Below are 25,298 nucleotides of genomic sequence, written 5' to 3' on the forward strand. Positions count from 1 at the left end.
AGGAGGCTGAAGTAATATGGGTATGATTATAAAACCGTTGGTTACAGAAAAAATGACGGCAATGTCTGAAAAGTTCAACCGCTTTGGATTTATTGTCCGTCCTGAAGCTAACAAATTAGAAATTAAGCGTGAAATCGAAGCTTTGTATAACGTGACTGTTGTTGATGTAAATACTATCCGTTACGCAGGTAAGAACAAGAGCCGTTATACTAAATCTGGTCTTATCAATGGACGTACAAATGCTTATAAGAAAGCAATCGTTACATTGAAAGAAGGTGATACTATTGATTTTTATAGCAATATTTAATAGAAGATGGCAGTACGTAAATTTAAGCCCACAACACCGGGGCAGAGACACAAAATTATTGGTACTTTTGAAGAGATTACTGCATCGGTACCAGAAAAATCTCTTGTATATGGAAAGCGTTCTACAGGTGGTCGTAACCATGTAGGTAAAATGACAATGCGCTATATCGGTGGCGGTCATAAGAGAAAATTCCGTATTATCGATTTCAAGAGAAATAAAGACGGTGTTCCAGCAGTCGTTAAAACAATAGAATACGATCCGAACCGTTCTGCTCGTATCGCTTTGTTGTTTTATGCTGATGGTGAAAAACGATATATCATTGCTCCTAATGGATTGCAAGTAGGCAGTACTCTGATGTCTGGAGCGAATGCGGCGCCTGAGATTGGTAACGCACTTCCGCTTGAAAACATCCCTGTGGGTACAGTAATTCACAACATTGAATTGCGCCCGGGTCAAGGAGCTGCTTTGGTTAGATCGGCTGGTAATTTTGCTCAGTTGACTTCCCGTGAAGGTAAGTATTGTGTTATTAAATTGCCTTCTGGTGAAGTAAGACAGATCTTGAGTGCTTGTAAGGCTACTATCGGTAGTGTAGGTAATTCTGATCATGCTTTGGAAGCTTCTGGTAAGGCAGGTCGTTCTCGTTGGTTGGGACGTCGTCCTCATAACCGTGGTGTTGTTATGAACCCTGTTGATCACCCGATGGGTGGTGGTGAAGGACGTCAGTCTGGAGGTCATCCGAGATCACGTACAGGCTTGTATGCTAAGGGCTTGAAGACAAGAGCACCTAAGAAACAGTCTTCTAAGTATATTATAGAAAGAAGAAAGTAATAACAACTGATTAATTGAGTAATTTATGAGTCGTTCATTAAAAAAAGGTCCATATATTAACGTAAAACTGGAAAATAAAGTCGTTGCAATGAATGAAAGCGGCAAGAAGTCAGTTGTTAAGACATGGGCTAGAGCTTCAATGATTTCGCCTGATTTTGTTGGGCATACAATTGCAGTTCATAACGGTAACAAATTTATTCCTGTTTATGTTACGGAAAACATGGTAGGACATAAGTTGGGCGAATTTGCTCCGACACGTACATTCCGTGGCCATGCTGGTAACAAGAAAAAATAAACAGGTACATTATTTGAAATAAAAAGTAATAAATAATGGGAGCAAGAAAAAAAATATCGGCTGAAAAAAGAAAAGAAGCCCTTAAAACCATGTATTTTGCAAAATTGCAAAATGTACCTACTTCTCCGCGTAAGATGCGTCTCGTGGCTGACATGGTTCGCGGTATGGAAGTTAATCGTGCACTTGGTGTATTGAAGTTTTCTTCAAAAGAAGCTTCTGCCAGAGTGGAAAAATTATTACGCTCTGCTATTGCTAACTGGGAACAGAAAAACGAACGTAAAGCTGAAGACGGCGAATTGTTCATAACCAAGATTTATGTTGACGGTGGCGCAACTCTGAAAAGAATGAGACCGGCTCCACAGGGTAGAGGTTACAGAATTCGTAAACGTTCAAATCATGTGACTTTGTTCGTTGATTCTAAGAATACTAATGATAAAAATTAAGACTAGATGGGACAGAAAGTTAATCCGATAAGCAACCGTTTAGGAATTATCAGAGGATGGGATTCTAATTGGTACGGTGGCAAGAGTTATGGCGACTCTTTGTTGGAAGATAGCAAAATTCGTAAATATCTGAATGCCAGACTTGCAAAAGCCAGCGTTTCAAGAATCGTTATTGAACGTACTCTGAAATTGGTGACAATTACTGTTTGTACTGCTCGCCCAGGTATTATCATTGGTAAAGGTGGTCAGGAAGTTGACAAGTTGAAGGAAGAGTTGAAGAAGATCACCGATAAGGATATCCAGATTAATATCTTCGAAGTTAAGAGACCGGAACTCGACGCTGTGATTGTTGCAAATAACATCGCTCGCCAGGTTGAAGGAAAGATCGCTTACCGTCGCGCTATCAAGATGGCTATCGCCAATACAATGCGTATGGGAGCTGAAGGTATCAAGGTGTTGATTTCAGGTCGTTTGAACGGTGCTGAAATGGCGCGCTCTGAAATGTATAAGGAAGGTCGTACTCCGTTGCACACTTTCCGTGCAGATATCGACTATTGTCATGCAGAAGCTTTGACAAAGGTTGGTTTGCTGGGTATCAAGGTGTGGATCTGTCGTGGTGAGGTTTACGGCAAACGTGAGTTGGCTCCTAACTTTACTCAGACTAAAGAGAACAACCGTGGTGCAAACGGAAACAATGGTGGAAAGAATTTCCGCAGAAAGAAAAACAACAATCGCTAACGAATTTGAATTTTAGGAATTATGTTACAACCGAAAAAGACAAAATTCAGAAGACAGCAGAAAGGTAGCGCTAAAGGTAACGCTCAGAGAGGTCATCAGTTGGCTTTCGGTACTTTTGGTATCAAGGCTTTGCAGACAAGATGGATCACTGGTCGTCAGATTGAAGCAGCTCGTATTGCTGTAACAAGATATATGCAGCGTCAGGGTCAGATTTGGATCCGAATCTTCCCGGACAAACCTATTACTCGTAAGCCTGCTGATGTACGTATGGGTAAAGGTAAAGGTAATCCAGAAGGTTTCGTAGCTCCTGTAACTCCAGGTCGTATCCTGATTGAAGTTGAAGGGGTTTCTTTTGATGTAGCTAAAGAAGCTTTGCGCCTTGCAGCACAAAAGCTTCCTGTTACTACTAAGTTTATTGTTAGACGTGATTACGACGCAAGTCAAAATGCTTAATTGAGATATGAAGATTGCAGAAATTAGAGAAATAGCTACCAACGAATTGGCAGAAAGAATTCAGACAGAAGTTGCCAATTACAATCAGATGGTTTTGAATCATTCAATCTCTCCGCTGGATAATCCTGCACAGATTAAGAAGTTGCGCAGAACTATTGCTCGCATGAAAGCAGAATTGCGTCAGAGAGAACTTAACAAATAATAATGGTCCTCATGGAAGCTAGAAATTTAAGAAAAGAAAGAACAGGTGTTGTTATTAGCAATAAGATGGACAAGACCATTACTGTTGCTGCTAAGTTTAAGGAAAAACACCCTATTTATGGTAAGTTTGTCTCTAAGACGAAGAAATACCATGCTCACGATGAAAAGAACGAATGCCAGATCGGTGATACAGTACGTATCATGGAAACTCGTCCTTTGAGCAAAACTAAGAGATGGAGATTGATTGAAATTATAGAAAGAGCTAAGTAATTATGATACAAGCAGAATCCAGACTTACAGTATGTGACAACAGTGGTGCTAAAGAAGCTCTTTGTATCCGCGTTTTAGGCGGTACAAAGAGACGTTACGCCTCTGTTGGGGATGTTATTGTAGTTTCAATAAAGAGTGTTATCCCCTCAAGTGATATTAAAAAAGGTGCAGTGTCAAAGGCCCTGATTGTACGTACTAAGAAAGAAATCCGTCGTGCTGACGGCTCTTACATTCGTTTTGATGATAATGCTTGCGTTCTGCTGAATAACGCAGGTGAAATTAGAGGAAGTCGTATCTTTGGCCCAGTTGCTCGTGAATTGCGTAATGCAAATATGAAGGTAGTTTCATTGGCACCTGAAGTACTTTAATTTTGTAAAAGATTTAAGTAATGAGTAAATTACATATTAAGAAAGGCGATACAGTTTACGTAAACTCTGGTGAAGACAAGGGTAAAACTGGCCGCGTGTTGAAAGTCCTTGTTAAAGAAGGCCGCGCATTGGTAGAAGGTATCAATATGGTATCTAAGAGTACCAAACCTAACGCTAAAAATCCTCAGGGTGGTATTGTGAAGCAGGAAGCTCCTATTCACATCTCAAACCTGAACCCGGTAGATCCTAAGACTGGAAAACCGACACGTATAGGTAGAAGAGAAAGTTCTGATGGAAGAACATTTGTTCGTTATGCTAAAAAATCAGGGGAGGAGATTAAATAATGAGTAATACTGCAAGCCTTAAGAAAGAATATGCAGAGCGTATAGCTCCTGCTTTGAAGAATCAGTTCCAGTATACTTCATCTATGCAGATACCAGTGCTCAAGAAGATTGTTATCAATCAGGGTTTGGGTATGGCTGTGGCTGATAAGAAGATCATCGATGTTGCAATCAATGAATTGACTGCAATTACGGGTCAGAAAGCTGTTGCAACTGTTTCTCGTAAAGATATCGCCAACTTCAAGTTGCGTAAGAAAATGCCAATTGGTGTTATGGTAACTTTACGTCGTGAAAGAATGTACGAATTCCTGGAAAAACTTGTACGTGTAGCTTTGCCACGTATCCGTGACTTCAAAGGAATTGATAGCAAGTTTGATGGTAGAGGTAATTATACTCTCGGTATTCAGGAACAAATCATTTTCCCTGAAATTAATATCGATAGTATTACTAAAATTTTAGGAATGAATATTACCTTTGTAACATCTGCAAAAACAGATGAAGAAGGTTATGCCTTGCTGAAGGAATTCGGTTTACCATTTAAAAACGCTAAAAAAGATTGATAATATGGCAAAAGAATCAATGAAGGCTCGTGAAGTGAGAAGAGCCAAACTGGTAGCCAAATATGCTGAGAAACGTGCTGCGTTGAAAAAGATCGTTCGTACAGGTGAACCTGCAGAAGCTTTTGAAGCTGCTCAGAAATTGCAGGCCATTCCTAAGAACGCAAATCCTATCCGTTTGCATAACCGTTGTAAACTGACTGGTCGTCCGAAAGGTTACATGCGTCAGTTTGGAATTTCACGTATTCAGTTCCGTGAAATGGCTTCAAATGGTTTGATTCCAGGCGTTAAGAAAGCAAGCTGGTAAATACTTTTTTATTATTAAATATTGTCAGGGTAGTCCTGATTAATTTAACAACAAAATTTTATGACAGATCCAATCGCAGATTATCTCACAAGATTGAGAAATGCAATCAGTGCTAAGCACAGAGTTGTGGAAGTACCTGCTTCAAACTTGAAAAAGGAAATCACAAAGATCCTGTTTGACAAAGGTTACATCCTGAACTACAAATTTGTAGAAGATGGTCCTCAGGGTACTATCAAAGTTGCCTTGAAGTATGATGCCGTTAACAAATGTAACGCTATCAAGAAACTTGAAAGAGTATCCACTCCGGGTATGCGTAAGTATACCGGCTACAAGGACATGCCGAGAGTAATTAACGGATTAGGTATTGCTATTATATCTACTTCCAAAGGTGTGATGACAGACAAGGAAGCTGCCGCTTTGAAGATCGGTGGTGAAGTTCTTTGCTATGTATATTAATTGTAGGAGGATTAAGCAATGTCAAGAATTGGTAAATTACCTGTTAGTATCCCTGCTGGAGTAACAGTTACTCTGAAGGATAATGTAGTAAATGTAAAAGGTCCTAAAGGTGAGTTGAGTCAGTTTGTTAATCCTGCTATTGAAGTGGCGATTGAAGACGGACATGTGGTGTTGAAGGAAAATGAAAACGCTATGCTTGATAACTTGAAGCAGCGTCATGCATTCCATGGTTTGTATCGTGCTTTGATTCATAACATGGTTGTCGGCGTTTCTGAAGGTTACAAGAAAGAGTTGGAACTTGTCGGTGTTGGTTACCGTGCTTCAAATAATGGTAACATCATTGATTTCGCATTGGGTTATACTCATAATATCTTTATGCAGTTGCCTCCTGAAATCAAGGTTGAAACTAAGTCTGAAAGAAATAAGAACCCTCTTATTATATTGGAATCTTGTGACAAACAGCTGCTCGGTCAGGTTTGTTCAAAAATACGTTCTTTCCGTAAGCCTGAACCTTACAAAGGAAAAGGTATTAAGTTTGTTGGTGAAGAAATTCGTAGAAAGTCTGGTAAATCAGCTGGCGCTAAGTAATTCACATAAAATCGTATAATTATGACAACAAAAATAGAAAGACGAATCAAGATCAAATATAGAGTACGCAACAAGATTTCAGGAACAGCTGAACGTCCGCGTATGAGTGTATTTAGAAGTAACAAGCAGATCTATGTTCAGGTTATCGACGATATGAGCGGTAGAACATTGGTTGCAGCTTCTTCTCTGGGGATGGAAGCTATGCCGAAGAAAGAACAGGCAGCTAAGGTTGGTGAACTGATTGCTAAAAAGGCTCAGGAAGCTGGTATTACGACTGTCGTATTCGACCGTAATGGTTACTTGTATCATGGGAGAGTAAAAGAAGTGGCTGATGCTGCTCGTAACGGTGGACTTAAATTTTAATTGAATTATGGCAGTTAATAATAGAGTTAAGATCTCTAACGATATAGAATTAAAAGATAGACTGGTTGCAATCAACCGTGTTACTAAGGTTACAAAAGGTGGTAGAACTTTCAGCTTTTCTGCCATTGTAGTAGTTGGTAACGAGGACGGAATTATTGGTTGGGGTCTTGGAAAGGCTGGTGAAGTTACTGCAGCGATTGCAAAAGGTGTTGAAGCAGCAAAGAAGAACCTTACCCGTGTTCCTGTTTTGAAAGGTACTGTTCCTCACGAACAGTCAGCTAAATTTGGTGGTGCAGAGGTTTTCATCAAGCCTGCATCAACCGGTACTGGAGTGGTAGCTGGTGGCGCTATGCGTGCTGTATTGGAAAGTGTAGGTATTACTGACGTTTTGGCTAAGTCAAAAGGTTCTTCTAACCCTCACAATCTGGTAAAGGCAACTATCTTGGCTTTGAGTGAAATGAGAGATGCTCGCATGATTGCTCAGAACAGAGGTGTAAGTTTGGAAAAAGTATTTAGAGGATAAGGAGGAAGAACATGGCAACTATAAAGATTAAGCAAGTAAAAAGTAGAATTGGTGCTCCTGCAGATCAAAAAAGAACATTAGATGCACTGGGCCTTCGCAAGATGAATCGTGTTGTTGAACACGAAGAAACTCCTTCTATTCTGGGTATGATTGAAAAGGTTAAGCACCTGGTTACAATCGTTAAGTAATATATTGTTAACATTAAAAGATCTTACAAGATGAATTTAAATAATTTGCGTCCTGCTGAAGGTTCTATCAAAACTAGAAAAAGAATTGGTCGTGGTGCTGGTTCAGGTTTAGGTGGTACTTCTACCCGTGGACATAAAGGAGCAAAATCAAGATCTGGTTATTCTAAGAAGATCGGTTTTGAAGGTGGTCAGATGCCTCTTCAGCGTCGCGTTCCGAAATTTGGTTTCAAGAATATCAACCGTGTAGAATATAAAGCTATTAACCTCGATACTATTCAGAAACTGGCTGAAGCTAAGAATCTGTCTAAGGTTGGCGTTAACGACTTGATTGAAGCTGGTTTCATTTCTTCAAACCAGTTAGTGAAAGTTCTTGGTAACGGTAGCTTAACTACTAAACTCGACATAGAAGCAAATGCTTTCTCTAAGAGTGCGGTAGCTGCAATCGAAGCCGTAGGTGGTAATGCAGTAAAACTCTGATTCAATGAGAAAATCTATTGAAACATTAAAAAATATATGGAATATTGAGGATCTGAGACAACGGATCCTCATTACTATATTGTTTATTGCAATTTATAGATTTGGTTCATACGTGGTTCTTCCAGGTATTAATCCGGATATGTTGTCAAAATTGCATGAACAGACGAGTGAAGGTCTTCTTGCTTTGTTGAATATGTTTTCTGGTGGAGCCTTCTCCAATGCTTCAATCTTTGCATTGGGAATTATGCCTTATATCTCTGCTTCCATCGTGATTCAGTTGTTGGCTATTGCTGTTCCTTATTTCCAGAAGCTTCAGCGTGAAGGAGAAAGTGGACGTCGTAAGATTAACCAGTATACTCGTATATTGACTATCTTTATCTTGATATTCCAGGCTCCTTCATATTTGATTAACTTGAAAATGCAGGCAGGGCCGGCTCTTAATGCTTCACTAGATTGGACTTTCTTTATTATTACTTCTACCATCATTTTGGCTGCGGGAAGTATGTTTATCCTTTGGCTTGGTGAAAGAATAACCGATAAAGGTATCGGAAATGGTATTTCTTTGATCATTATGATCGGTATCATTGCACGTCTTCCTCAGGCTTTCGGCGGTGAATTTGTTTCCCGTCTTGCGTCTCCGGGTGCTGGCGGTATCATTATGTTCCTTTTGGAAATAGTAGTATTGATTCTGGTAATTGCTGCTGCTATCCTTTTGGTACAAGGAGTCCGTAAGATACCTGTACAGTATGCTAAGCGTATTGTGGGTAACAAACAATATGGTGGTGCTAGACAGTATATTCCTTTGAAGGTAAATGCCGCAAATGTAATGCCGATCATTTTTGCTCAGGCAATCATGTTCATTCCTATTACAATTGTCGGATTTTCGAATGTCGCATCGGCGAGCGGTATTGCTCGGGCATTTGTAGACCATACCAGTTTTTGGTATAATTTGGTATTCGCAATTCTGATTATTGTCTTTACTTGGTTCTATACTGCCATTACGATCAATCCGACGCAGATGGCTGAGGACATGAAACGGAATAATGGATTTATTCCAGGAATCAAGCCGGGTAAGAATACAGCCGACTATATTGATACGATTATGTCACGTATTACTTTACCTGGATCTGTTTTCTTGGCAATTGTAGCTATTTTGCCGGCATTCGCAGGTTTGTTTGGTGTCCAAGCTGAATTTGCACAGTTTTTCGGTGGAACATCTTTGTTGATTCTTGTGGGTGTAGTTCTTGATACTTTGCAGCAGGTTGAGAGCCATTTGTTAATGCGTCATTACGATGGCCTGCTGACTTCAGGAAGAATTAAAGGTCGTTCAGGAAGTGTAGCTGCTTATTAATAGATTAAGAATGATATTTCTTAAAACAGATGATGAAATAGAGCTTCTTCGTCAGAGTAATCTCCTTGTAGGGAGGACTCTGGCTGAAGTGGCCAAACTGATAAGACCCGGTGTAACGACCAAGCAACTTGATAAAGTTGCGGAAGAGTTCATCAGAGATCATGGAGCAATTCCTACATTTAAGGGTTTCCCTAATCCCTATGGACCTCCATTTCCCGGTACTTTATGTACTTCGGTCAATGAACAGGTTGTGCATGGTATTCCCAATGACATTCCTCTGAAAGACGGCGATATCGTTTCAGTGGATTGTGGTACTTACATGAATGGTTTTTGTGGTGATTCTGCCTATACGTTCTGTGTAGGAGAGGTTGATCCTGTGATTCGAGCTTTGTTGAAAACGACAAAAGAGGCCTTGTATAAAGGGATTGAAAATGCCGTTCATGGTAAACGTTTAGGAGATATCGGTTATGCAATCCAACAGTATTGTGAGTCTCACTCTTATGGCGTAGTCAGGGAGTTTGTCGGTCACGGTATAGGAAAAGAAATGCATGAGGATCCTCAGGTCCCTAATTATGGGAAGCGAGGTACCGGAACCCTTTTAAAGAAAGGGATGTGTATTGCGATTGAGCCGATGATTACTCAGGGTGACAGAAAGATTGTCATGGAGAATGACCGGTGGACAATCAGGACTCGGGATCGTAAGTGTGCTGCTCATTTCGAGCATATGGTTGCGATAGGTGTGGGTAAAGCTGATATTTTATCATCATTTGATTTTATAGAAGAAGTTTTAGGAGATAAAGCAATTTAGTATGGCAAAACAGTCCGCAATTGAACAAGATGGAGTTATTGTAGAAGCATTGTCTAATGCAATGTTTCGGGTTGAACTGGAAAACGGGCATGAGATTACGGCTCATATTTCTGGTAAGATGAGAATGCATTACATTAAAATTTTGCCTGGAGACAAGGTTAGAGTAGAAATGTCACCTTATGACTTGTCCAAAGGAAGAATCGTTTTTAGATATAAATAAAAGAAAATAAGATATGAAAGTAAGAGCATCATTAAAGAAACGTACGCCAGAATGCAAAATCGTTAGACGTAATGGCCGTTTGTATGTTATTAACAAGAAAAATCCTAAGTATAAACAACGTCAAGGATAATTTATTATTTTTGCAAAAAAAATAATTAGTATATGGCTATAAGAATAGTTGGTGTAGATTTGCCTCAGAATAAGAGAGGTGAGATTGCGTTGACATACGTATATGGTATCGGACGCAGTAGTTCAGCAAGAATTTTGGATAAGGCAGGTGTTGATCGTGACCTGAAGGTTAAGGATTGGACTGATGATCAGGCTGCTAAGATCCGTGAAATCATTGGTGCTGAATACAAAGTAGAAGGTGATCTTCGTTCAGAAATCCAGTTGAACATTAAGAGATTAATGGATATTGGTTGCTACCGTGGTGTTCGTCACCGTTTGGGCCTGCCTGTAAGAGGTCAGAGTACTAAGAACAATGCTCGTACACGTAAGGGAAGAAAGAAAACTGTTGCAAATAAGAAAAAAGCTACTAAATAATAATTGTTAATATGGCAAAAAAAACAGTCGCAGCTAAAAAGAAAAATGTGAAAGTTGATGCTAATGGACAGTTGCATGTTCATTCTTCATTCAACAATATCATTGTTTCTTTAGCAAACAGCGAAGGCCAGATCATCTCATGGTCTTCTGCAGGTAAGATGGGATTTAGAGGTTCTAAGAAGAACACTCCTTATGCAGCACAGATGGCTGCCCAGGATTGCGCTAAGGTAGCGTATGATCTTGGCCTGAGAAAGGTGAAAGCTTATGTTAAGGGTCCTGGAAACGGACGTGAGTCGGCTATCAGAACTGTACATGGAGCTGGAATTGAAGTTACTGAAATTATCGATGTAACTCCATTGCCTCACAATGGTTGTCGTCCTCCTAAGAGAAGAAGAGTATAATAAAGATAACCTATTTAGATGTAACTTGATTTTGTTAAATAATGGATTGCAATTCCTTTCTGTAATCGCGGCTGCAACAAATTGAGTTCATTAATAACAATTAAATTAGAAAGAAAATGGCTAGATATACTGGACCAAAAACTAGAATTGCACGTAAATTCGGTGAAGCTATCTTTGGAGCAGATAAAGTTTTGTCTAAGAAAAACTATCCTCCTGGACAGCATGGAAATACTCGCCGTAGAAAGACTTCTGAATACGGTGTCATGTTGGCTGAAAAGCAGAAAGCTAAATATACTTACGGAGTATTGGAAAAACAGTTCCGTAATATGTTTGAAAAGGCTGCAAGTATGAACGGTATTACCGGTGAAATCTTGTTGCAGAGCCTTGAATGTCGTTTGGATAACATTGTGTTCCGTTTGGGTATCGCTCCGACTCGTGCAGCTGCACGTCAGTTGGTAGGTCACAAGCATATTACTGTAGACGGTGAAGTGGTAAATATCCCTTCTTTCTCAGTAAAACCGGGTCAGTTGGTAGGTGTTCGTGAAAAATCCAAGTCTCTTGAGGTTATTGCTAACTCACTGGCTGGATTCAATCACAGCAAATATCCTTGGTTGGAATGGGATGAAAACTCTAAGACAGGTAAGTTATTGCACAAACCGGAAAGAGCCGACATTCCTGAAAACATTAAAGAACACTTGATCGTTGAATTGTACTCTAAATAATAATTAATTTCATGGCGATATTAGCATTTCAAAAACCTGATAAAGTCTTAATGTTGGAAGCGGACTCTAAATTCGGAAAGTTTGAATTCCGTCCGCTTGAACCCGGTTTCGGTATTACTGTAGGTAATGCTTTACGCCGTATTCTTCTCTCTTCTCTGGAAGGCTATGCAATCAATACAATCCACATTGCGGGAGTTGAGCATGAATTTGCAACTGTTCCGGGGGTTAAGGAAGATGTCACTAACATTATCTTGAATCTGAAACAAGTTCGATTCAAGCAAATAGTTGAAGAATTCGAAAATGAAAAAGTAAGCATTACCATTGAGAATTCTACTGAATTTAAGGCAGGTGATATTGGTAAGTATTTGACCGGATTTGAAGTGTTAAATCCTGAATTAGTTATTTGCCATTTAGATTCAAAAGCAACTATGCAGATAGACCTTACAATTAACAAAGGTCGTGGATATGTTCCGGCAGATGAAAACCGTGAATTCTGTACTGATGTTAATGTAATTCCTATCGATTCTATTTACACTCCGATTCGTAATGTGAAATACTCGGTTGAAAATTACCGTGTTGAACAGAAGACCGACTATGAAAAGCTGGTTCTTGAAATTACGACGGATGGTTCCATTCACCCGAAGGAAGCGTTGAAGGAAGCTGCTAAGATTCTGATTTATCATTTCATGTTGTTCTCTGATGAAAAGATTACTCTTGAAACTTCAGATGGTGACGGAAATGAAGAATTTGATGAAGAAGTTTTACACATGCGTCAGCTGCTTAAGACTAAGCTGGTTGATATGGACTTGTCAGTCCGTGCTTTGAACTGTTTGAAGGCTGCCGATGTTGAAACCTTAGGTGATCTTGTTCAGTTCAATAAGACTGATTTGCTGAAATTCCGTAACTTCGGTAAGAAATCGCTCACTGAGCTTGATGATTTGCTCGAGAGTCTGAATCTGTCGTTTGGAACAGATATTTCTAAGTATAAATTAGATAAAGAATAAAAAATGAGACATAATAAGAAATTCAACCATTTAGGTCGTACTGCTTCTCACAGAAACGCAATGTTGTCTAACATGGCGTGTTCTTTGATCAAGCACAAAAGAATCACTACGACTGTTGCGAAGGCTAAAGCTTTGAAGAAGTTCGTTGAGCCGCTGATTACAAAGTCTAAAGAAGACACTACTAACTCACGTCGTGTTGTATTTAGCAATTTGCAGGATAAGTTTGCTGTAACTGAACTGTTCAAAGAAATCTCTGTAAAGGTTGCAGATCGTCCGGGTGGTTACACTCGTATCATCAAGACTGGTAACCGTTTGGGTGACAACGCAGAAATGTGTTTCATCGAATTGGTAGACTACAACGAGAACATGGCCAAGACTGCTGCTAAGAAAGCTACTCGTACACGTCGTTCTAAGAAATCTGCTGCCGCTACTACTGAAGCACCTGCTGCTGAAGCAACCGAAGCGCCTGCAGAAGCAACTACAGAGGAAGCCCCTAAAGCTGAATAATTCTGTAACACGCTATATATTAAAAAGCCGTGCCTTTTTTAAGGCATGGCTTTTTTTGTTGCTTCCTTCCCTTTATTCGTCGATGGTAATTCCCATTTTTTTCATGAGGAAGCATGCGTTCATGTTCTGTGCAACACCCTTTCTCAGACGGTATGAGAAACTTAGTTCATTGTCCCTGATATCAGCTTCGAAGCAGTAGTTCCGAATTGAATCGGGAAAGCTTTCTGCCAGTTTTCCTAGAAGCAGGTCGTGTGTGGCTATGATGCCGTTAGCCTGTAGACCCATAAATTGTTTGATCAGGTTGAATGATCCTTTTTGTTTGTCGGCCGAGTTTGTTCCCTTCAGGATTTCATCCAGAATGATGAATAACGTTTCTCCTTGTCCCAACATGTCGATTATCATTTTCAGTCGTTTAAGTTCGGCAAAAAAGTAGGATTCGTTTTCCGAAAGTGAGTCGGAAGTACGCAGGCTGGTTACTAGTCTTGCTGGATAGATCTTCAGCGACAGACAGCAGACTGGTGTTCCTATACAGGCCAGGAGATAGTTGGTGCCTAGTAAGCATACTATTTTCCGCCTTGACGCACATTATTCACAACCCTACCTTTGCGCCGTAACCTTTAACAATAATGATTATGGCAAAAGAAAAAGTAAACTATCAGGAGGTATATGACCTCTACCAGTTGTGCAGCGAGACCAAGGATCTTCGGGAGTTCTGTGCTGATTATGGAGTAAACTACGACAAGTTCATGAACTGGCAGCGTCACCAGCTGTGGAGCGAGAAGTTGGGTAAGACAGTCCAGGCTGAACAACCTAAGGTTGCCAAAGTCCAGATAACCGGTAAGCCTTGCAACAGTCCAACCGTGAAGTTGGAAGTGAAACATCCTGAAGGCGAATCTCCGATTAAGTGGGTGAAACTGCAACTGACATCCGGCGCGACACTGTTCCTGAGAAACACCACAGTTCTTGATTTGAGCTTGTTGCTTAATAAAATGATAGGATGATATGCTTGGACTGAGTGCTAACCTGAACTATTACCTGTTCAACGGTAATGTGGATTTGCGGAAAGGCATTTTCCGTCTGTGTGAGAGTATAAGGGAAGAGATGTCACTTGACCCGAGCGATGCATCCAATGTATATATGTTCATGTCCCGTAACCGGAAGGTCGTTAAGATACTTCATTATGAACGCGGATTTTATGTGCTTTACGAGAAACGTCCTGTTATGGGAAAATTCAAGAAACCTGTGTTTGATGAAGTCTCCAGGTGCTACCGTATTCAGTGGTCTGACATGGCTTACCTGACGGAAAGCATCGTAGTGGACAGAATGTATGTAACCCCTAAAGAATGAACAATAAGACGTTGACTTTCAATGAAATAATATAAAAACAAACGGTGAAAAGTTTGCGTAACTGCCTGATTTTTCGTACCTTTATATCATGATTGATGAAAGAGCATACGAGTTACTTTGCTGCCAGCTGGGTCTGGCAAATGAGGAAAAGGCAGGGCTTCGCAAACAGGTAAACGAACTGATTGCGAGGCTTAAGGCTATTGAAGAATCAAACAAAGAGAACTCCAAGGCTCTGGTTGATACAATCAATGACCTCAAAGAATCCCTCGAAAAGCAATCAACCACGGTTGAACATTACAGGAAAGAAATGGAACTTATGAGAAAGCAGCTTGAGGCAAAAGACGAGGTGAACATGATGCTGGCAAATGAGGTTTCCAATCTCAGGCTTCAGCTTGAGGACAGCAGGAAACACCGCTTCGGTCGTACCTCCGAGCAAAGAAGGCTGCTGAACAACCGTAACATTGACAAGTCGGCNAATGGAGAAGTCCGAGTATGACGGCTCTGATAAGAAAGATGATAATAATAAGGCAGATGGTAACGGTACTGGCAGCAATACCTCTTCCGGTAACGTACCTGCACAGAACTGCAGGCCTTCAAGGAAAAAGGAAACAGCTCCCCGTGCAGAAAAGACCAGGCTGAAGGTGGATAAGGTAGTTGTTCATGAAATAGAAGATTATTACCAACTCCCGGATGGTGCAAGGCTTATGAACCGTAACGGAATGGCTGATGTGTGGGAATACAGGGTCATAGAACATGTAAGGGCTCATAATGTGGAGCATGTGTACAAGGTGGCGAGGGTAAAGCTTGCCGACGGCACTTTCACAAGCACGATGGAGCATCCCTTGAAAAACCTTGGAGGTATCTTCTCCCCTGAACTGCTTGCCCGCCTGCTTTGCCTGAAATATGACTTCAGCATGCCTGAGAACAGGCAGATAAGACTGCTTGCAAGAGAAGGCATCCACATAAGCAACACCACGCTGAACAGCTATATCCATAACGGAATCTCCAGACTAAGGGAGTTTATGGAAGATGTCTTCAAGGAGTTTGTACAACAGGCAAAATACCTTATGGTTGATGAGACTACCGAACTTGTCGGAGTTGAAACACCGGAAGGTAAGGCTTACAGGAGAAAGTATTTATGGGCTTTCTTTGCAAAACATGTCAAGCTGGTTTATTATCATTACAATAACGGTAGTAGAGCCTCTGATGTAGCAAAGACCTTCCTTGAGCATTTTATGGGATCTATATCTACAGACGGATATACGGTTTACAGGATGTTTGACGGAGAAGAATCAAAGGTGCTTCATATAGGATGCTGGACGCACTGCAGAAGGCTGTGGGTTGATGCCTTGCCTTCAGACAGGAGGGCAATGGACATAATAAATCCTATCGGTGATATGTTCAGAAATGAAGATCTGTTCCGTATGATGAAACTCAGCAGCGGGCAGATTAAGGAAAAAAGACTTAAACTTACAGGACCTATTCTTGAACGTATCCATCATAAGGTGGTCATGATGATGCAGGATGCGAAGATTATGGCTAACGAACTGATAAGAAAGGCTGCGAACTATACGTTAAACCAGTGGAAATCCCTGAAAAATATCCTAAAGGACGGTGCAGCGGAAATCTCGAACAACCTCTGTGAGCAAAGGATGAAACCTGTAAAGCTGCTGCTCAAGAACTGCATGAATATAGGTAGTGAATATGCGGCAGAAAACTCGGCATTCATCTTCTCCCTGATAGAAAGCTGCAAACTTAATGATATAGACCCTCAGGATTACCTGAAGCACTTGTTTGAATGTATTCTTCATGGTAAGGACTGCGACAAGAAGGCTCTTCTGCCATGTTTTTATAAATCGGAATGTTAAAACAAAAATATTTTCTTACGAACTTTTTTATTTTATCGGCTGAAAAACAGCCGATAAAATCGTCGTGGCGGAAAATAGAATGGTTACTGGTGCCTATTGTCCGCAGATAGGTACTTTTTCCGGCCATATTCGCACCGGTTATAATCAGGAAGAACGGACGTGAAGGAATGTCGGCATCGTTCCTTACACACTGTTTTTCGGGCATCAGTGGATGTCCCATTTCTTTGGCTTCGAAGATGAAAGGCCGGTCACTTATTTCGGGATAGCAATAAGTGGGGTGGTTGTAAGCGAAATTTCCTAAGGAGCATAATGCGTCCAGTTTGCCTACAGCTTCCAGCCAGTTCATTATATATTTCCCATATTGTTTTTTCCAACGTTCGATTCGGACTATCTGCTGGAGTTGGAAAAACAGGCAGCCTTCCAGTATGACATAAAGAAACTGGTTGTTCCTTAAGTCCAGTCTGTCTAGTTCCTTTGAAAGCCGCTCCAAAGCTTCAGCCGGCGATTTCCCTTCGATATTCAGAGCGGCTGTCAGGTCCTTCAGCTCTTCCGATTCCCATTGTTCCTGTTTGGCCAGTGAAATCAGCTTGGCATAGGTGTTTAACGATTTCAGCTTTTCCCCGAAACTTTCCTGAACAGTGGTAGCGCGTCTGATAATGGCGAAGCTGAGGATTACGAAACACATGAATGAAAGTCCGAGCCATTTGAAGCTGAAGATTCCTGATAATCCTCCTGCCAGAAGCAACAGGTTGATGACGGGTACTGCCAGAATCATGATCTTGGCCCAAAGCGCATCAGACAGGTAGACTGATGTATCGCTCCATTTCCGGATTTCTTCTTCGTCATTCTCTTTTCCCCGTGTAATGGTTCCCGTTATGTAGAATCTTTCTCTGAATTCTTTCCTTTTGCTCAGATCTTTTACGCTTTCCTGTCTTGATTCTATTCTTTTTTTATCGGTCAGATGGTTGTTGAACCAATGTGCCAGAGCCTTTTTCCCGATTGGGGTGCAGGTGCGGTCCACGGCTTGAAACAATGACTTCTTGCCGAACAGATCAAGATCGTAGGAATATAGATGATTCGGATTGATGAACTCCTTTCCTTCATCAAAGGCCGAGTAATCGTTGTCTAGTCCGGCCAATTCGTTTTTGTTCATTTGCTGCCGAGTTTCCAGCCATACCTTCCGATAGAAGAATCGGTTGTGTATCTTTACCAGGGCCAGGAAGGGGACGAATGTGCAACATATGCTGGCCGTGATGATCCATGCGTCCGCATGAAAGAAATAGATGATACCGGCTATTCCGGCGAGGAAAAAAAGGACACGGAGCATGCTGATGCGGAAGATTATGCCTTTTGTTTTATGGAGATAGTCTTCGGTTTCGACAATCCGTTGGGTATACCAGTCTTTAGGATTTTCCATATCAATGAATCTTTTTGTTTTCAGTAAATAAGTTTACCGGCAAAAATAGTGAAATGTTCCAGATATTCAAACCGGGGATTTCATCTGTTTTTTGTTATTGTTGTCTTATCACTCTGGTGATAATATCTTATCACTCCAGTGATACGTTATTATCACTCCAATGATAAGGCCTTTTCACCAGAGTGATAAAATCAGGTATCCTTATGGTTTTTATATTCCGTACAGTTTCGTATAAAAATGAAAAGACGGAGATTTCCCGTTCTTCTTTTCGGAAGATGAGAGGGTAATCTCCGTCTCTTTGCGACGTTGTTTCTAGAATTATAGAATCAGACTGTCTGTAATGCCTGGTCCAGGTCGGCTATGATGTCATTTACATTCTCAATACCTACAGAAAGACGGATCAGGCCTGGAGCCACGCCGGCCTCAATCAGCTGTTCGTCGGTGAGCTGACGGTGTGTATGGCTGGCCGGATGCAGAACACAGGTACGTGCATCGGCCACATGTGTCACGATGCAGGCCAGTTTCAGGTTATCCATGAATTTCACGGCATCTTCGCGCGTACCTTTGATACCGAAAGCGATTACACCACAGGAACCGTTAGGAAGGTATTTCTGGGCCAGTTCATAATACTTGTTGCTTTTCAGTCCGCAATAGTTCACCCATTTTACTTTCGGGTTGGCTTCCAGCCATTCGGCCACCTTCTGGGCATTTTCGCAGTGACGCGGGACACGCAGGTGCAAGGTTTCAAGTCCCAGGTTGAGCAGGAATGAATTTTGTGGTGAAGGGATTGATCCCAGGTCGCGCATGAGCTGGGCGGTCAGCTTGGTTACATATCCCATTTTCCCGAATGCCTTGGTGTAGGTCAGTCCGTGGTACGATTCATCGGGTTGTGTCATTCCCGGGAACTTGTCGGCGTGAGCGTCCCAGTCGAAGTTACCGCTGTCTACTACGGCGCCTCCTACGCAGCAGGCGTGTCCGTCCATGTATTTGGTAGTGGAATGGGTGACAATGTCGGCGCCCCATTCAAACGGACGGCAGTTGATCGGAGTAGCGAATGTATTGTCCACTATCAGAGGTACTCCGTGCTTGTGAGCGATACGTGCGAACTTTTCGATATCGAGTACATTGATGCTCGGGTTTGAGATCGTTTCACCGAACATACATTTTGTGTTGGGTCTGAAAGCCTTGTCAATTTCCTCTTCCGGAGCGTCCGCATCGATGAATGTACATTCAATGCCCAGTTTTTTCATGGTTACTCCAAAGAGGTTGAATGTCCCGCCGTAAATGGTGGAAGAGCATACCAGATGGTCGCCGGCTTCGCAGATATTGAATACGGCATAGAAGTTGGCAGCCTGTCCCGATGAAGTAAGCACGGCTCCCACGCCGCCTTCGAGTGCCGCAATCTTGGCAGCCACCGCATCGTTTGTCGGGTTCTGCAGGCGGGTATAGAAATAGCCGGTATCTTTCAGGTCAAACAGCCGTGCCATCTGTTCGCTGTCGTCGTATTTGAATGTCGTACTTTGATAGATGGGAAGTACACGGGGCTCACCGTTTTTAGGAGTCCATCCTGCCTGTACGCAGAGTGTTTCTTTGCTGAATTTATTTTCCATTGAATCTCTTTTTATAGTTTGTCAATTTATTTAGCGCAAAAGTAACAAATTATTCTTTTTGCCGGTTCGTTATTTAGTTGAAAAGCGCTATATTTGAGAATACACTAACAAATACTTTTATATATGGCAGATGATGTGAAATTCAGGCATGTGTTGCCTGTCCAGATCCGTTTCAGTGATGTCGACCAGTATGGGCATATGAACAATTCTTCTTATTTTTCCCTTTACGACCTGGCCAAGACATCCTATATACGTGAAGTTTTCGGTGAAAGGGATTGGAAAGAGCTGGGTATTGTGGTGGCTAATATCAACGCCGATTTCCTGGCTCCGGTATTTTTCTCGGATGAGCTGGAAATAGAGACTACCGTAATTCATTTAGGACATAAAAGTTTTACGTTGCTGCAGCGTGCCTATAACAAGGCGAGCGGGGTGTTGAAATGCCAGTGCCGTACGGTGATGGTAGGATATGACATTCTGACAAAAGAGCCGGTAGATCTGCCGGACGATTTCAAGGAGGCGGTATGCAGGTATGAAGAGAAGACGTTGGAGGAACTTTCGCAGCCGATAGAAAACAGGTGAAGGTTTTCCGGTCTATACAAAAAAAGTGGAGGAGGAATCCGGATGTCCGGGTCCCTCCTCTGCTTTATCTGTATATTGTATCTTATTTGTATGATTTCTGGTAGATGGCCAGTACCTCTTCATCGGTCAGCGGACGCGGGTCAAGCGTGAAGAGTGCTCCCATGGTATGGCGTGCATTCTGTACCATTGTAGGGAAATCTTCTTCCTTCAACCCCCACTCACTCAGTTTGAGGCCGTATACATGACATTCCTTCTGCATGCGTACCAAGGCTTCGATAAAGTCGCTCGGGCGGTTGCTCTTCTGCTGTGTCATCACTTCGGCCATCTTCATGTAACGTTTCATGCAGTCATTGCGGAAGGTTTCGAAGTAGGCTTCGCTGATGGCAATCAGTCCGGCACCGTGCGGAAGTTCGGGGTGCATGGCACTCATGGCATGTTCCATGGAGTGCTCGGAAATACAGCTGGAAGTAGATTCTACCAGGCCGGCAAGCGTGCTTGCCAAGGCAACCTTGGCACGTGCCTTCAGGTTGCGTCCGTCGTTGACGGCTACAGGCAAGTACTTATATAATAATCTGATAGCTTCCAAGGCAAAGAGGTCGCTGACCGGAGTGGCACAATTGGCAATGAAACCTTCGGCAGCATGGAAGAAGGCGTCAAAGCCTTGCATGGCCGTAAACCGGGCTGGAATGGAAACCATCAGTTCCGGGTCGATGATGGAAAGGGTAGGGAAGGTATACTGGTTTCCATAGCCGATCTTTTCCTGTTTCTCTTCGTTGGTGATTACTGCCCAAGGATCGGCTTCCGTACCTGTCCCCGCCGTTGTAGGGATAGCCACGATAGGCAGCGCCTTGCTGATGGTACGTCCTTTTCCCGTACCGCCGCTTACATAATCCCAAAAGTCGCCGTTGTTGCATGCCATGACTGCAATGGCCTTGGCCGAGTCGATACTGCTTCCTCCGCCCAGACCGATAATGAAGTCACATCCCTGTTCGCGGCAGATGGCTGCTGCGTCCATAACATGTTGTTTCATCGGGTTCGGCTGGATTTTGTCGTAGACAATGGCTGCCGTATCGTTTTCCGACAACAGGTTGATGACTTTGTCCAGATATCCGTATTTCTTCATGGAAGTGCCGGCGGATATTACGATCATCGCCTTTTTGCCGGGAAGAGTCTCTGTAGCTAGTTTCTTGATCTCACCACATCCAAACAAAATCTTGGTTGGAATGTGCAAACTGAAAATTGGGTTCGAATTCATGATATCTCTACATTTAAAGTTTGTATTTTTTCAAATATACAAAGAAAAACTTTTTTCTGTTTAAGTGTTATGTTAATTTTGTATGTGAAGAATCAAGAAATGTTCATATTTGTAAAATGCGGATGAACAATCGGGGTAATTATGTGTTTAACAACAAAGAACTGATAACCTTTTAAAAATATGGATTATGAAAATGAAGACGATTGCATTATGGATGGCCGGCGTTGCGGCTTTCCTTTCTCTGCCTTCCGCATCGGCCTGTACAGGCATCACGCTGACTACAAGTGGAAATGCACGTGTAGTGGCGCGTACCATCGAATGGGGAGGGACTAATCTGAACAGTCAGTATGTCATTGTGCCAAGGGGGTATCAGCAGCAGTCGTGGCTGTCTGACGGTACGACCGATGGAATGAAGTTTACCTCGCGGTACGGCTATGTAGGACTTGCCGTAAATCAGAAGGAATTTGTGGCTGAAGGGCTGAATGAGAAGGGGCTTTCGGCAGGATTGTTCTATTTCCCCGGATACGGAAAATATCCTGCTTCTTCCGCTGCGGAAAAATCTGTCACTATCGCCGACCTGCAACTGGTTTCCTGGATTCTGGGAGAATGTGAAACGGTCGATGAAGTGAAGGAGGCTGTCTCGAAGGTAAAGGTGACCACTATCGATCCGAGGGCTTCTACCGTTCACTGGCGTTTTACCGACAAGTCGAACCGTCAGATCGTATTGGAGTATATCGATGGCCAGGCTGTATTCTATGACAATCCGTTGGGAGTACTTACCAACTCTCCCGACCTTAAATGGCAGCTTACGAACCTGAACAACTACGTGAACCTTTATCCGGGTTCGGCAGCCGCACAGCAGTTTGATGCACTTGAACTCCGCTCTTTCGGTGTGGGCAGCGGCTTCCTGGGATTACCCGGCGATATCACTCCTCCGTCACGGTTTGTACGTGCAGCCTTTTATCAGGCTACGGCACCCCGTTATGACACAACAGAGGAGGCTGTTCTGGAAGGCTTCCAGATTCTGCGCAATTTTGATATACCTATCGGCGCCGAATTCGACAAAGGGACAAAACCGGCCGATATACCGAGTGCCACACAGTGGACAGCGGCAGCCGACATGCAGGAACTGAAGCTGTATTACAGTACCATGTATAACAGTGCCATCCGCTGCTTTGACCTTAAGACAATCAATTTTGCCAAAGTGAAATACCGTGCCGAACCGTTGGATAAAGTCACTCGTCAGCCTATTCAGACCATAACGGTGAAATGATTCGGTTTACATAGATGAAATTATAGAAGGACTGCCGGAGAAGAAGTCTCCCGGCAGTCCTTTTTTATAACAAAGGTTGGTGTATTTCTTATCGGCCTGCCCTGACTACAATGGCATATAGTTTCCTGACCCCTCCGGCAATCTCTCTCCGCCAGAAGCGGTAGCAGATAATGATGATAAGGAGTATGGTTCCTGTAATACAGATCCATCCGAACAGTTCCCGAAGACTGGTCAGGGTGGTCTGTGTCAACAGTTCGGCATAGAGCTGTTTGACCGAGACATTGGGCGACCATATCTGCAACTGGTCCATGTCCCGGCTGAGAATACCCAGTTTGTCCTGCTGCAGATGGCGCATGCATCGGTTCAATATTCCGGTTCCGAGCGGAGTGGCGATACTGGTGCGGATAAAGCCCAGTATGCACAGCCCTTGGAAAAAGTGTTGGAACGGTACGCTTTTTGCCACATAAATGGTCAGGGCGATATAAAGGATTCCGTGTCCTATTCCTCGCAGGTAATCGGGCAGGTAAAGGCTCTCGATATTCAGGTCCGGATAAATGAGGAAATACATGTAATATTCGTAGATTACCAGCAGGAAGAAGCCTACAAATATAAGGAGCTTGAATCCTTTATGCAGTACCGCCTGGCGGTAAAATACGATGCCTGCCCCTGTGAGAATCCCCGCAAAGACAAACCAGTTGAGCGAAATGGCGTTAAGGGCGTCATATTGCAGGATAGACCGCATGAACAAGGTTTCCAGGACCGATGAACTGGTGAGGTAGAAACACAACATCAGGAACAGGAACAGGATTACCGGGAAATTCTTGTACCGGAATACCTGTGGTTCGATATACGGACGGCGTATGCACGTCATCCGGTTGATGTTCAGCATCAGCGTTATTACGGTAATGACGATACTGGCCCTGATTTCGGAACTGTCCAGCCAGTCGTAATACTCACCGTAAATACATACATATACGATAGAGAACAGGAAAATGGTCCATAGTGCGGCACCGATCCAGTCAATGCCATAGAGAGGCTTTTTCCTGAAAACACGGATAGGGCGTGTAAAGAAATAGATGCATGCCCACACAATGATCAGCAGTCCGATAACCAGCCAGTGCATATAGTGCCAGTTGGCCATATCGGAGATATAGGTCGATATCAGACCCGAAACCTGGATACTTTCCAGTACTACGATATAAATAACCGGATAGAATACCGAGAAGTTTCCCGAAGGGGTGACGCTGAGCCGGATGTTGGAAAAACATTCGAATGTACCCCACATACGGAAAAATCCCGAGATGAAACAGGTTACCACCAGTACGGCAAGGTTGGTGGTATGCATCGTTATCAGGTTACAGGCTATCAGCACCGGGCAGACCGTGAGCAGGATATAGCGGGTCATGAAGCGGAATTTCAGCCGGAACAGAATCGGGAAAATGATGGTCATTCCGATGAATGAGGAATAGCCCGCCATCATGATGTCTTCATTGAGCCAGCCCAATGAGCTCGACATCTGTACAGCAGTAGGGAGAAATACCCCTCCGTTAAGCTGGAATACCACTGCAAAGAACAAGGAAAGGGCCATACATACCGGTGTGGGCAGGAATTCCTTGAAATGCAGGATCCGGGGACGTTCTTCTGTGGCCATGATTTAATATCTTACACTACATTCTACATTCATACCGGCGCGCAGGCGGTCCAGATCTTTCTTGCTGTTGTTCTCGGTAAATTCAATGCGGACCGGGATACGCTGCTCTACTTTCACGAAGTTGCCGGCCGAATTGTCTTGTGGAATAATTGAATAGAAGGAGCCTGTAGCGTCCGAAATAGAAGAAATCCGTCCTTCGTAGGTTACGTCGGGGATGGCGTCTACCTTTATTTCTACCAGCTGCCCTTTTGCCATATTGGTGGTCTGGGTTTCCTTGTAGTTGGCTACAACCCATTTTTCGGTGCCGTCTACCAGGGTCACCAGGGTTTGTCCGGGCTGTACCAGTTCACCTTCATGGATATCCTTACGTCCAGTAACGCCGTCGGCCGTAGCCAGGATTACGGTGTACGAAAGGTTCAGTTTGGCTAGGTTCAGTGCCGCTTCAGCCAGTTTGATGTCCGATTCATTCTGTTCCAGGCGGTGGGTCTGCTCCTGCTTCTGCAGGTTGGTTGACTGTTTCTGGCGCAACAGCTGTTCATAACGTGCCTTGGTGGCGGCAAAGTCTGTCTTTACGCGGTCGAACTGCTGGGGCGTGACCGCCTCTTCCTTCATCAGTTCCTGGTAGCGTTTATAGTCTGTTTCCGCATTTTGCAGACGTACACGTTGTTCTTCAATGGCTGCGTCAGTAACCAGAATGTTGTTTTCTGTCGTATTGATGGTAGTATGCATTGCCGATTTACCGGCCAGCGCATTCTGGTAATCGGCTTCTGCCTGTGCCACTTTCAGCCGGTATTCGGTATCTTCTATGATGGCCAGTGTATCTCCTTTCTTGACCGGCTGGAATTCCTCGAAATAGATTTTTTTGATGAAACCCTGAATACGGGTGTTTACCGGAGTCAAGTGCTGTTTAACCTGTGCATTGTCGGTATATTCCACGTTACCCAGGTGGACAAAACGTCCGCATACCCATGCTATACCGGCTGCAAGTACCAGAAGGAAGAAGAAATTAGGGATGGCTTTTTTCTTACTTTTTATCATA

Annotated in this window: 36 protein-coding genes and 2 pseudogenes; 32 read left to right on the top strand and 6 right to left on the bottom strand. The window is 42.9% G+C overall.

The window, feature by feature from the left end; translation table 11 throughout:
• Nucleotides 1-16: 16 nt before the first annotated feature.
• The 27 genes from rplW to rplQ all read left to right on the top strand — a co-directional run bounded on the left by rplW (nt 17) and on the right by rplQ (nt 13,259).
• Nucleotides 17-307 carry a 50S ribosomal protein L23 gene (rplW, locus tag BQ7489_RS00740; protein WP_072529630.1) on the top strand — a complete coding sequence of 97 codons (291 nt, stop codon included), beginning with the start codon at nt 17-19 and terminating at the stop codon, nt 305-307.
• Nucleotides 308-313: 6 nt separating this feature from the next.
• Entirely contained in the window at nt 314-1,135 is an 822-nt protein-coding gene (rplB, locus tag BQ7489_RS00745) for a 50S ribosomal protein L2 (protein WP_072529631.1), read from the top strand.
• 25 nt (nt 1,136-1,160) lie between these two features.
• On the top strand, nt 1,161-1,430 hold the full coding sequence (gene rpsS / locus BQ7489_RS00750) for a 30S ribosomal protein S19 (protein WP_072529632.1): 270 nt from the start codon (nt 1,161-1,163) through the stop codon (nt 1,428-1,430).
• 35 nt (nt 1,431-1,465) lie between these two features.
• Nucleotides 1,466-1,873, top strand: a complete 408-nt coding sequence (gene rplV / locus BQ7489_RS00755; protein ID WP_072529633.1) for a 50S ribosomal protein L22 — start codon at nt 1,466-1,468, stop codon at nt 1,871-1,873.
• A 6-nt stretch (nt 1,874-1,879) separates the two neighbouring features.
• Nucleotides 1,880-2,611 (top strand): 30S ribosomal protein S3, encoded by a 732-nt coding sequence (gene rpsC / locus BQ7489_RS00760; RefSeq protein ID WP_072529634.1) that lies wholly within the window; start codon nt 1,880-1,882, stop codon nt 2,609-2,611.
• A 21-nt stretch (nt 2,612-2,632) separates the two neighbouring features.
• Entirely contained in the window at nt 2,633-3,064 is a 432-nt protein-coding gene (rplP, locus tag BQ7489_RS00765; RefSeq protein ID WP_072529635.1) for a 50S ribosomal protein L16, read from the top strand.
• 7 nt (nt 3,065-3,071) lie between these two features.
• Complete coding sequence (gene rpmC / locus BQ7489_RS00770; protein ID WP_072529636.1) at nt 3,072-3,266, top strand: 50S ribosomal protein L29; 195 nt, start codon at nt 3,072-3,074, stop codon at nt 3,264-3,266.
• A gap of 11 nt (nt 3,267-3,277) precedes the next feature.
• Entirely contained in the window at nt 3,278-3,535 is a 258-nt protein-coding gene (rpsQ, locus tag BQ7489_RS00775) for a 30S ribosomal protein S17 (RefSeq protein ID WP_072531957.1), read from the top strand.
• A 2-nt stretch (nt 3,536-3,537) separates the two neighbouring features.
• Nucleotides 3,538-3,903 (top strand): 50S ribosomal protein L14, encoded by a 366-nt coding sequence (gene rplN / locus BQ7489_RS00780; protein ID WP_007559377.1) that lies wholly within the window; start codon nt 3,538-3,540, stop codon nt 3,901-3,903.
• Between the two features lie 20 nt (nt 3,904-3,923).
• Nucleotides 3,924-4,247: a 50S ribosomal protein L24 gene (rplX, locus tag BQ7489_RS00785; RefSeq protein ID WP_072529637.1), complete on the top strand. Its 324-nt coding sequence runs from the start codon at nt 3,924-3,926 to the stop codon at nt 4,245-4,247.
• The gene (gene rplE, locus BQ7489_RS00790; protein ID WP_072529638.1) at nt 4,247-4,804 is read left to right on the top strand and encodes a 50S ribosomal protein L5; all 558 of its coding nucleotides are present in this window, start codon (nt 4,247-4,249) and stop codon (nt 4,802-4,804) included. Before rplX ends, rplE begins: the two co-directional genes overlap by 1 nt.
• Nucleotides 4,805-4,808: 4 nt before the next feature.
• Nucleotides 4,809-5,108: a 30S ribosomal protein S14 gene (rpsN, locus tag BQ7489_RS00795; protein ID WP_072529639.1), complete on the top strand. Its 300-nt coding sequence runs from the start codon at nt 4,809-4,811 to the stop codon at nt 5,106-5,108.
• 60 nt (nt 5,109-5,168) lie between these two features.
• The gene (gene rpsH / locus BQ7489_RS00800) at nt 5,169-5,564 is read left to right on the top strand and encodes a 30S ribosomal protein S8 (protein ID WP_072529640.1); all 396 of its coding nucleotides are present in this window, start codon (nt 5,169-5,171) and stop codon (nt 5,562-5,564) included.
• Between the two features lie 18 nt (nt 5,565-5,582).
• Nucleotides 5,583-6,152 carry a 50S ribosomal protein L6 gene (rplF, locus tag BQ7489_RS00805; protein WP_072529641.1) on the top strand — a complete coding sequence of 190 codons (570 nt, stop codon included), beginning with the start codon at nt 5,583-5,585 and terminating at the stop codon, nt 6,150-6,152.
• 21 nt (nt 6,153-6,173) lie between these two features.
• Entirely contained in the window at nt 6,174-6,515 is a 342-nt protein-coding gene (gene rplR, locus BQ7489_RS00810) for a 50S ribosomal protein L18 (protein WP_072529642.1), read from the top strand.
• 7 nt (nt 6,516-6,522) lie between these two features.
• Nucleotides 6,523-7,038: a 30S ribosomal protein S5 gene (gene rpsE / locus BQ7489_RS00815; protein WP_072529643.1), complete on the top strand. Its 516-nt coding sequence runs from the start codon at nt 6,523-6,525 to the stop codon at nt 7,036-7,038.
• 11 nt (nt 7,039-7,049) lie between these two features.
• Nucleotides 7,050-7,226, top strand: a complete 177-nt coding sequence (rpmD, locus tag BQ7489_RS00820; RefSeq protein ID WP_072529644.1) for a 50S ribosomal protein L30 — start codon at nt 7,050-7,052, stop codon at nt 7,224-7,226.
• Between the two features lie 30 nt (nt 7,227-7,256).
• Entirely contained in the window at nt 7,257-7,703 is a 447-nt protein-coding gene (gene rplO, locus BQ7489_RS00825; RefSeq protein WP_072529645.1) for a 50S ribosomal protein L15, read from the top strand.
• A gap of 4 nt (nt 7,704-7,707) precedes the next feature.
• Nucleotides 7,708-9,054, top strand: a complete 1,347-nt coding sequence (gene secY, locus BQ7489_RS00830; RefSeq protein WP_072529646.1) for a preprotein translocase subunit SecY — start codon at nt 7,708-7,710, stop codon at nt 9,052-9,054.
• A gap of 10 nt (nt 9,055-9,064) precedes the next feature.
• Nucleotides 9,065-9,862: a type I methionyl aminopeptidase gene (gene map, locus BQ7489_RS00835; RefSeq protein ID WP_072529647.1), complete on the top strand. Its 798-nt coding sequence runs from the start codon at nt 9,065-9,067 to the stop codon at nt 9,860-9,862.
• Between the two features lies 1 nt (nt 9,863).
• On the top strand, nt 9,864-10,082 hold the full coding sequence (gene infA / locus BQ7489_RS00840) for a translation initiation factor IF-1 (protein ID WP_002558052.1): 219 nt from the start codon (nt 9,864-9,866) through the stop codon (nt 10,080-10,082).
• Nucleotides 10,083-10,095: 13 nt separating this feature from the next.
• Nucleotides 10,096-10,212, top strand: coding sequence for a type B 50S ribosomal protein L36 (ykgO, locus tag BQ7489_RS00845; RefSeq protein ID WP_002558051.1), 117 nt, complete (start codon nt 10,096-10,098; stop codon nt 10,210-10,212).
• A gap of 32 nt (nt 10,213-10,244) precedes the next feature.
• Entirely contained in the window at nt 10,245-10,625 is a 381-nt protein-coding gene (gene rpsM, locus BQ7489_RS00850) for a 30S ribosomal protein S13 (RefSeq protein ID WP_072529648.1), read from the top strand.
• Between the two features lie 11 nt (nt 10,626-10,636).
• Nucleotides 10,637-11,026: a 30S ribosomal protein S11 gene (gene rpsK / locus BQ7489_RS00855; RefSeq protein ID WP_072529649.1), complete on the top strand. Its 390-nt coding sequence runs from the start codon at nt 10,637-10,639 to the stop codon at nt 11,024-11,026.
• Nucleotides 11,027-11,142: 116 nt separating this feature from the next.
• Entirely contained in the window at nt 11,143-11,748 is a 606-nt protein-coding gene (gene rpsD, locus BQ7489_RS00860; RefSeq protein ID WP_072529650.1) for a 30S ribosomal protein S4, read from the top strand.
• Nucleotides 11,749-11,759: 11 nt separating this feature from the next.
• Nucleotides 11,760-12,752, top strand: coding sequence for a DNA-directed RNA polymerase subunit alpha (locus BQ7489_RS00865; RefSeq protein ID WP_072529651.1), 993 nt, complete (start codon nt 11,760-11,762; stop codon nt 12,750-12,752).
• Between the two features lie 3 nt (nt 12,753-12,755).
• Complete coding sequence (rplQ, locus tag BQ7489_RS00870) at nt 12,756-13,259, top strand: 50S ribosomal protein L17 (protein ID WP_072529652.1); 504 nt, start codon at nt 12,756-12,758, stop codon at nt 13,257-13,259.
• A 72-nt stretch (nt 13,260-13,331) separates the two neighbouring features.
• On the opposite strand, the pseudogene BQ7489_RS00875 reads toward rplQ, so the two are convergent.
• Nucleotides 13,332-13,814: pseudogene (locus tag BQ7489_RS00875) on the bottom strand (MutS-related protein); the annotation flags it as partial.
• A 77-nt stretch (nt 13,815-13,891) separates the two neighbouring features.
• On the opposite strand from BQ7489_RS00875, the gene BQ7489_RS00880 reads away from it, so the two are divergent.
• The 3 genes and pseudogenes from BQ7489_RS00880 to tnpC all read left to right on the top strand — a co-directional run bounded on the left by BQ7489_RS00880 (nt 13,892) and on the right by tnpC (nt 16,474).
• A complete protein-coding gene (locus BQ7489_RS00880) occupies nt 13,892-14,260 on the top strand; it encodes a hypothetical protein (protein WP_008668732.1) in 369 nt (122 codons plus the stop codon).
• A 1-nt stretch (nt 14,261) separates the two neighbouring features.
• Nucleotides 14,262-14,606 (top strand): IS66 family insertion sequence element accessory protein TnpB, encoded by a 345-nt coding sequence (gene tnpB / locus BQ7489_RS00885; RefSeq protein WP_072529653.1) that lies wholly within the window; start codon nt 14,262-14,264, stop codon nt 14,604-14,606.
• Between the two features lie 88 nt (nt 14,607-14,694).
• A pseudogene (gene tnpC / locus BQ7489_RS00890) lies at nt 14,695-16,474 on the top strand (IS66 family transposase).
• On the opposite strand, the gene BQ7489_RS00895 reads toward tnpC, so the two are convergent.
• Both BQ7489_RS00895 and BQ7489_RS00900 read right to left on the bottom strand, forming a co-directional pair.
• On the bottom strand, nt 16,362-17,891 hold the full coding sequence (locus BQ7489_RS00895) for a MutS family DNA mismatch repair protein (protein WP_072529654.1): 1,530 nt from the start codon (nt 17,889-17,891) through the stop codon (nt 16,362-16,364). The pseudogene tnpC and the gene BQ7489_RS00895 sit on opposite strands and share 113 nt — an antisense overlap.
• A gap of 326 nt (nt 17,892-18,217) precedes the next feature.
• The gene (locus tag BQ7489_RS00900; protein WP_072529655.1) at nt 18,218-19,501 is read right to left on the bottom strand and encodes an O-acetylhomoserine aminocarboxypropyltransferase/cysteine synthase family protein; all 1,284 of its coding nucleotides are present in this window, start codon (nt 19,499-19,501) and stop codon (nt 18,218-18,220) included.
• Between the two features lie 123 nt (nt 19,502-19,624).
• Here BQ7489_RS00900 and BQ7489_RS00905 point away from each other — a divergent pair, with 123 nt between their 5' ends.
• A complete protein-coding gene (locus tag BQ7489_RS00905; RefSeq protein WP_072529656.1) occupies nt 19,625-20,080 on the top strand; it encodes an acyl-CoA thioesterase in 456 nt (151 codons plus the stop codon).
• An 82-nt stretch (nt 20,081-20,162) separates the two neighbouring features.
• Here BQ7489_RS00905 and BQ7489_RS00910 read toward each other — a convergent pair whose 3' ends face one another.
• The gene (locus BQ7489_RS00910) at nt 20,163-21,335 is read right to left on the bottom strand and encodes an iron-containing alcohol dehydrogenase (RefSeq protein ID WP_072529657.1); all 1,173 of its coding nucleotides are present in this window, start codon (nt 21,333-21,335) and stop codon (nt 20,163-20,165) included.
• A 187-nt stretch (nt 21,336-21,522) separates the two neighbouring features.
• Between BQ7489_RS00910 and BQ7489_RS00915 the strand changes: the two genes are divergently transcribed.
• A complete protein-coding gene (locus tag BQ7489_RS00915; protein WP_072529658.1) occupies nt 21,523-22,608 on the top strand; it encodes a linear amide C-N hydrolase in 1,086 nt (361 codons plus the stop codon).
• A gap of 88 nt (nt 22,609-22,696) precedes the next feature.
• Here BQ7489_RS00915 and BQ7489_RS00920 read toward each other — a convergent pair whose 3' ends face one another.
• The gene (locus BQ7489_RS00920) at nt 22,697-24,259 is read right to left on the bottom strand and encodes an MFS transporter (RefSeq protein WP_072529659.1); all 1,563 of its coding nucleotides are present in this window, start codon (nt 24,257-24,259) and stop codon (nt 22,697-22,699) included.
• 3 nt (nt 24,260-24,262) lie between these two features.
• Complete coding sequence (locus BQ7489_RS00925; RefSeq protein WP_072529660.1) at nt 24,263-25,297, bottom strand: HlyD family secretion protein; 1,035 nt, start codon at nt 25,295-25,297, stop codon at nt 24,263-24,265.
• Nucleotide 25,298: the final 1 nt, after the last annotated feature.

It is taken from the genome of Bacteroides ilei (assembly GCF_900128495.1).
Taxonomy (GTDB): domain Bacteria; phylum Bacteroidota; class Bacteroidia; order Bacteroidales; family Bacteroidaceae; genus Phocaeicola; species Phocaeicola ilei.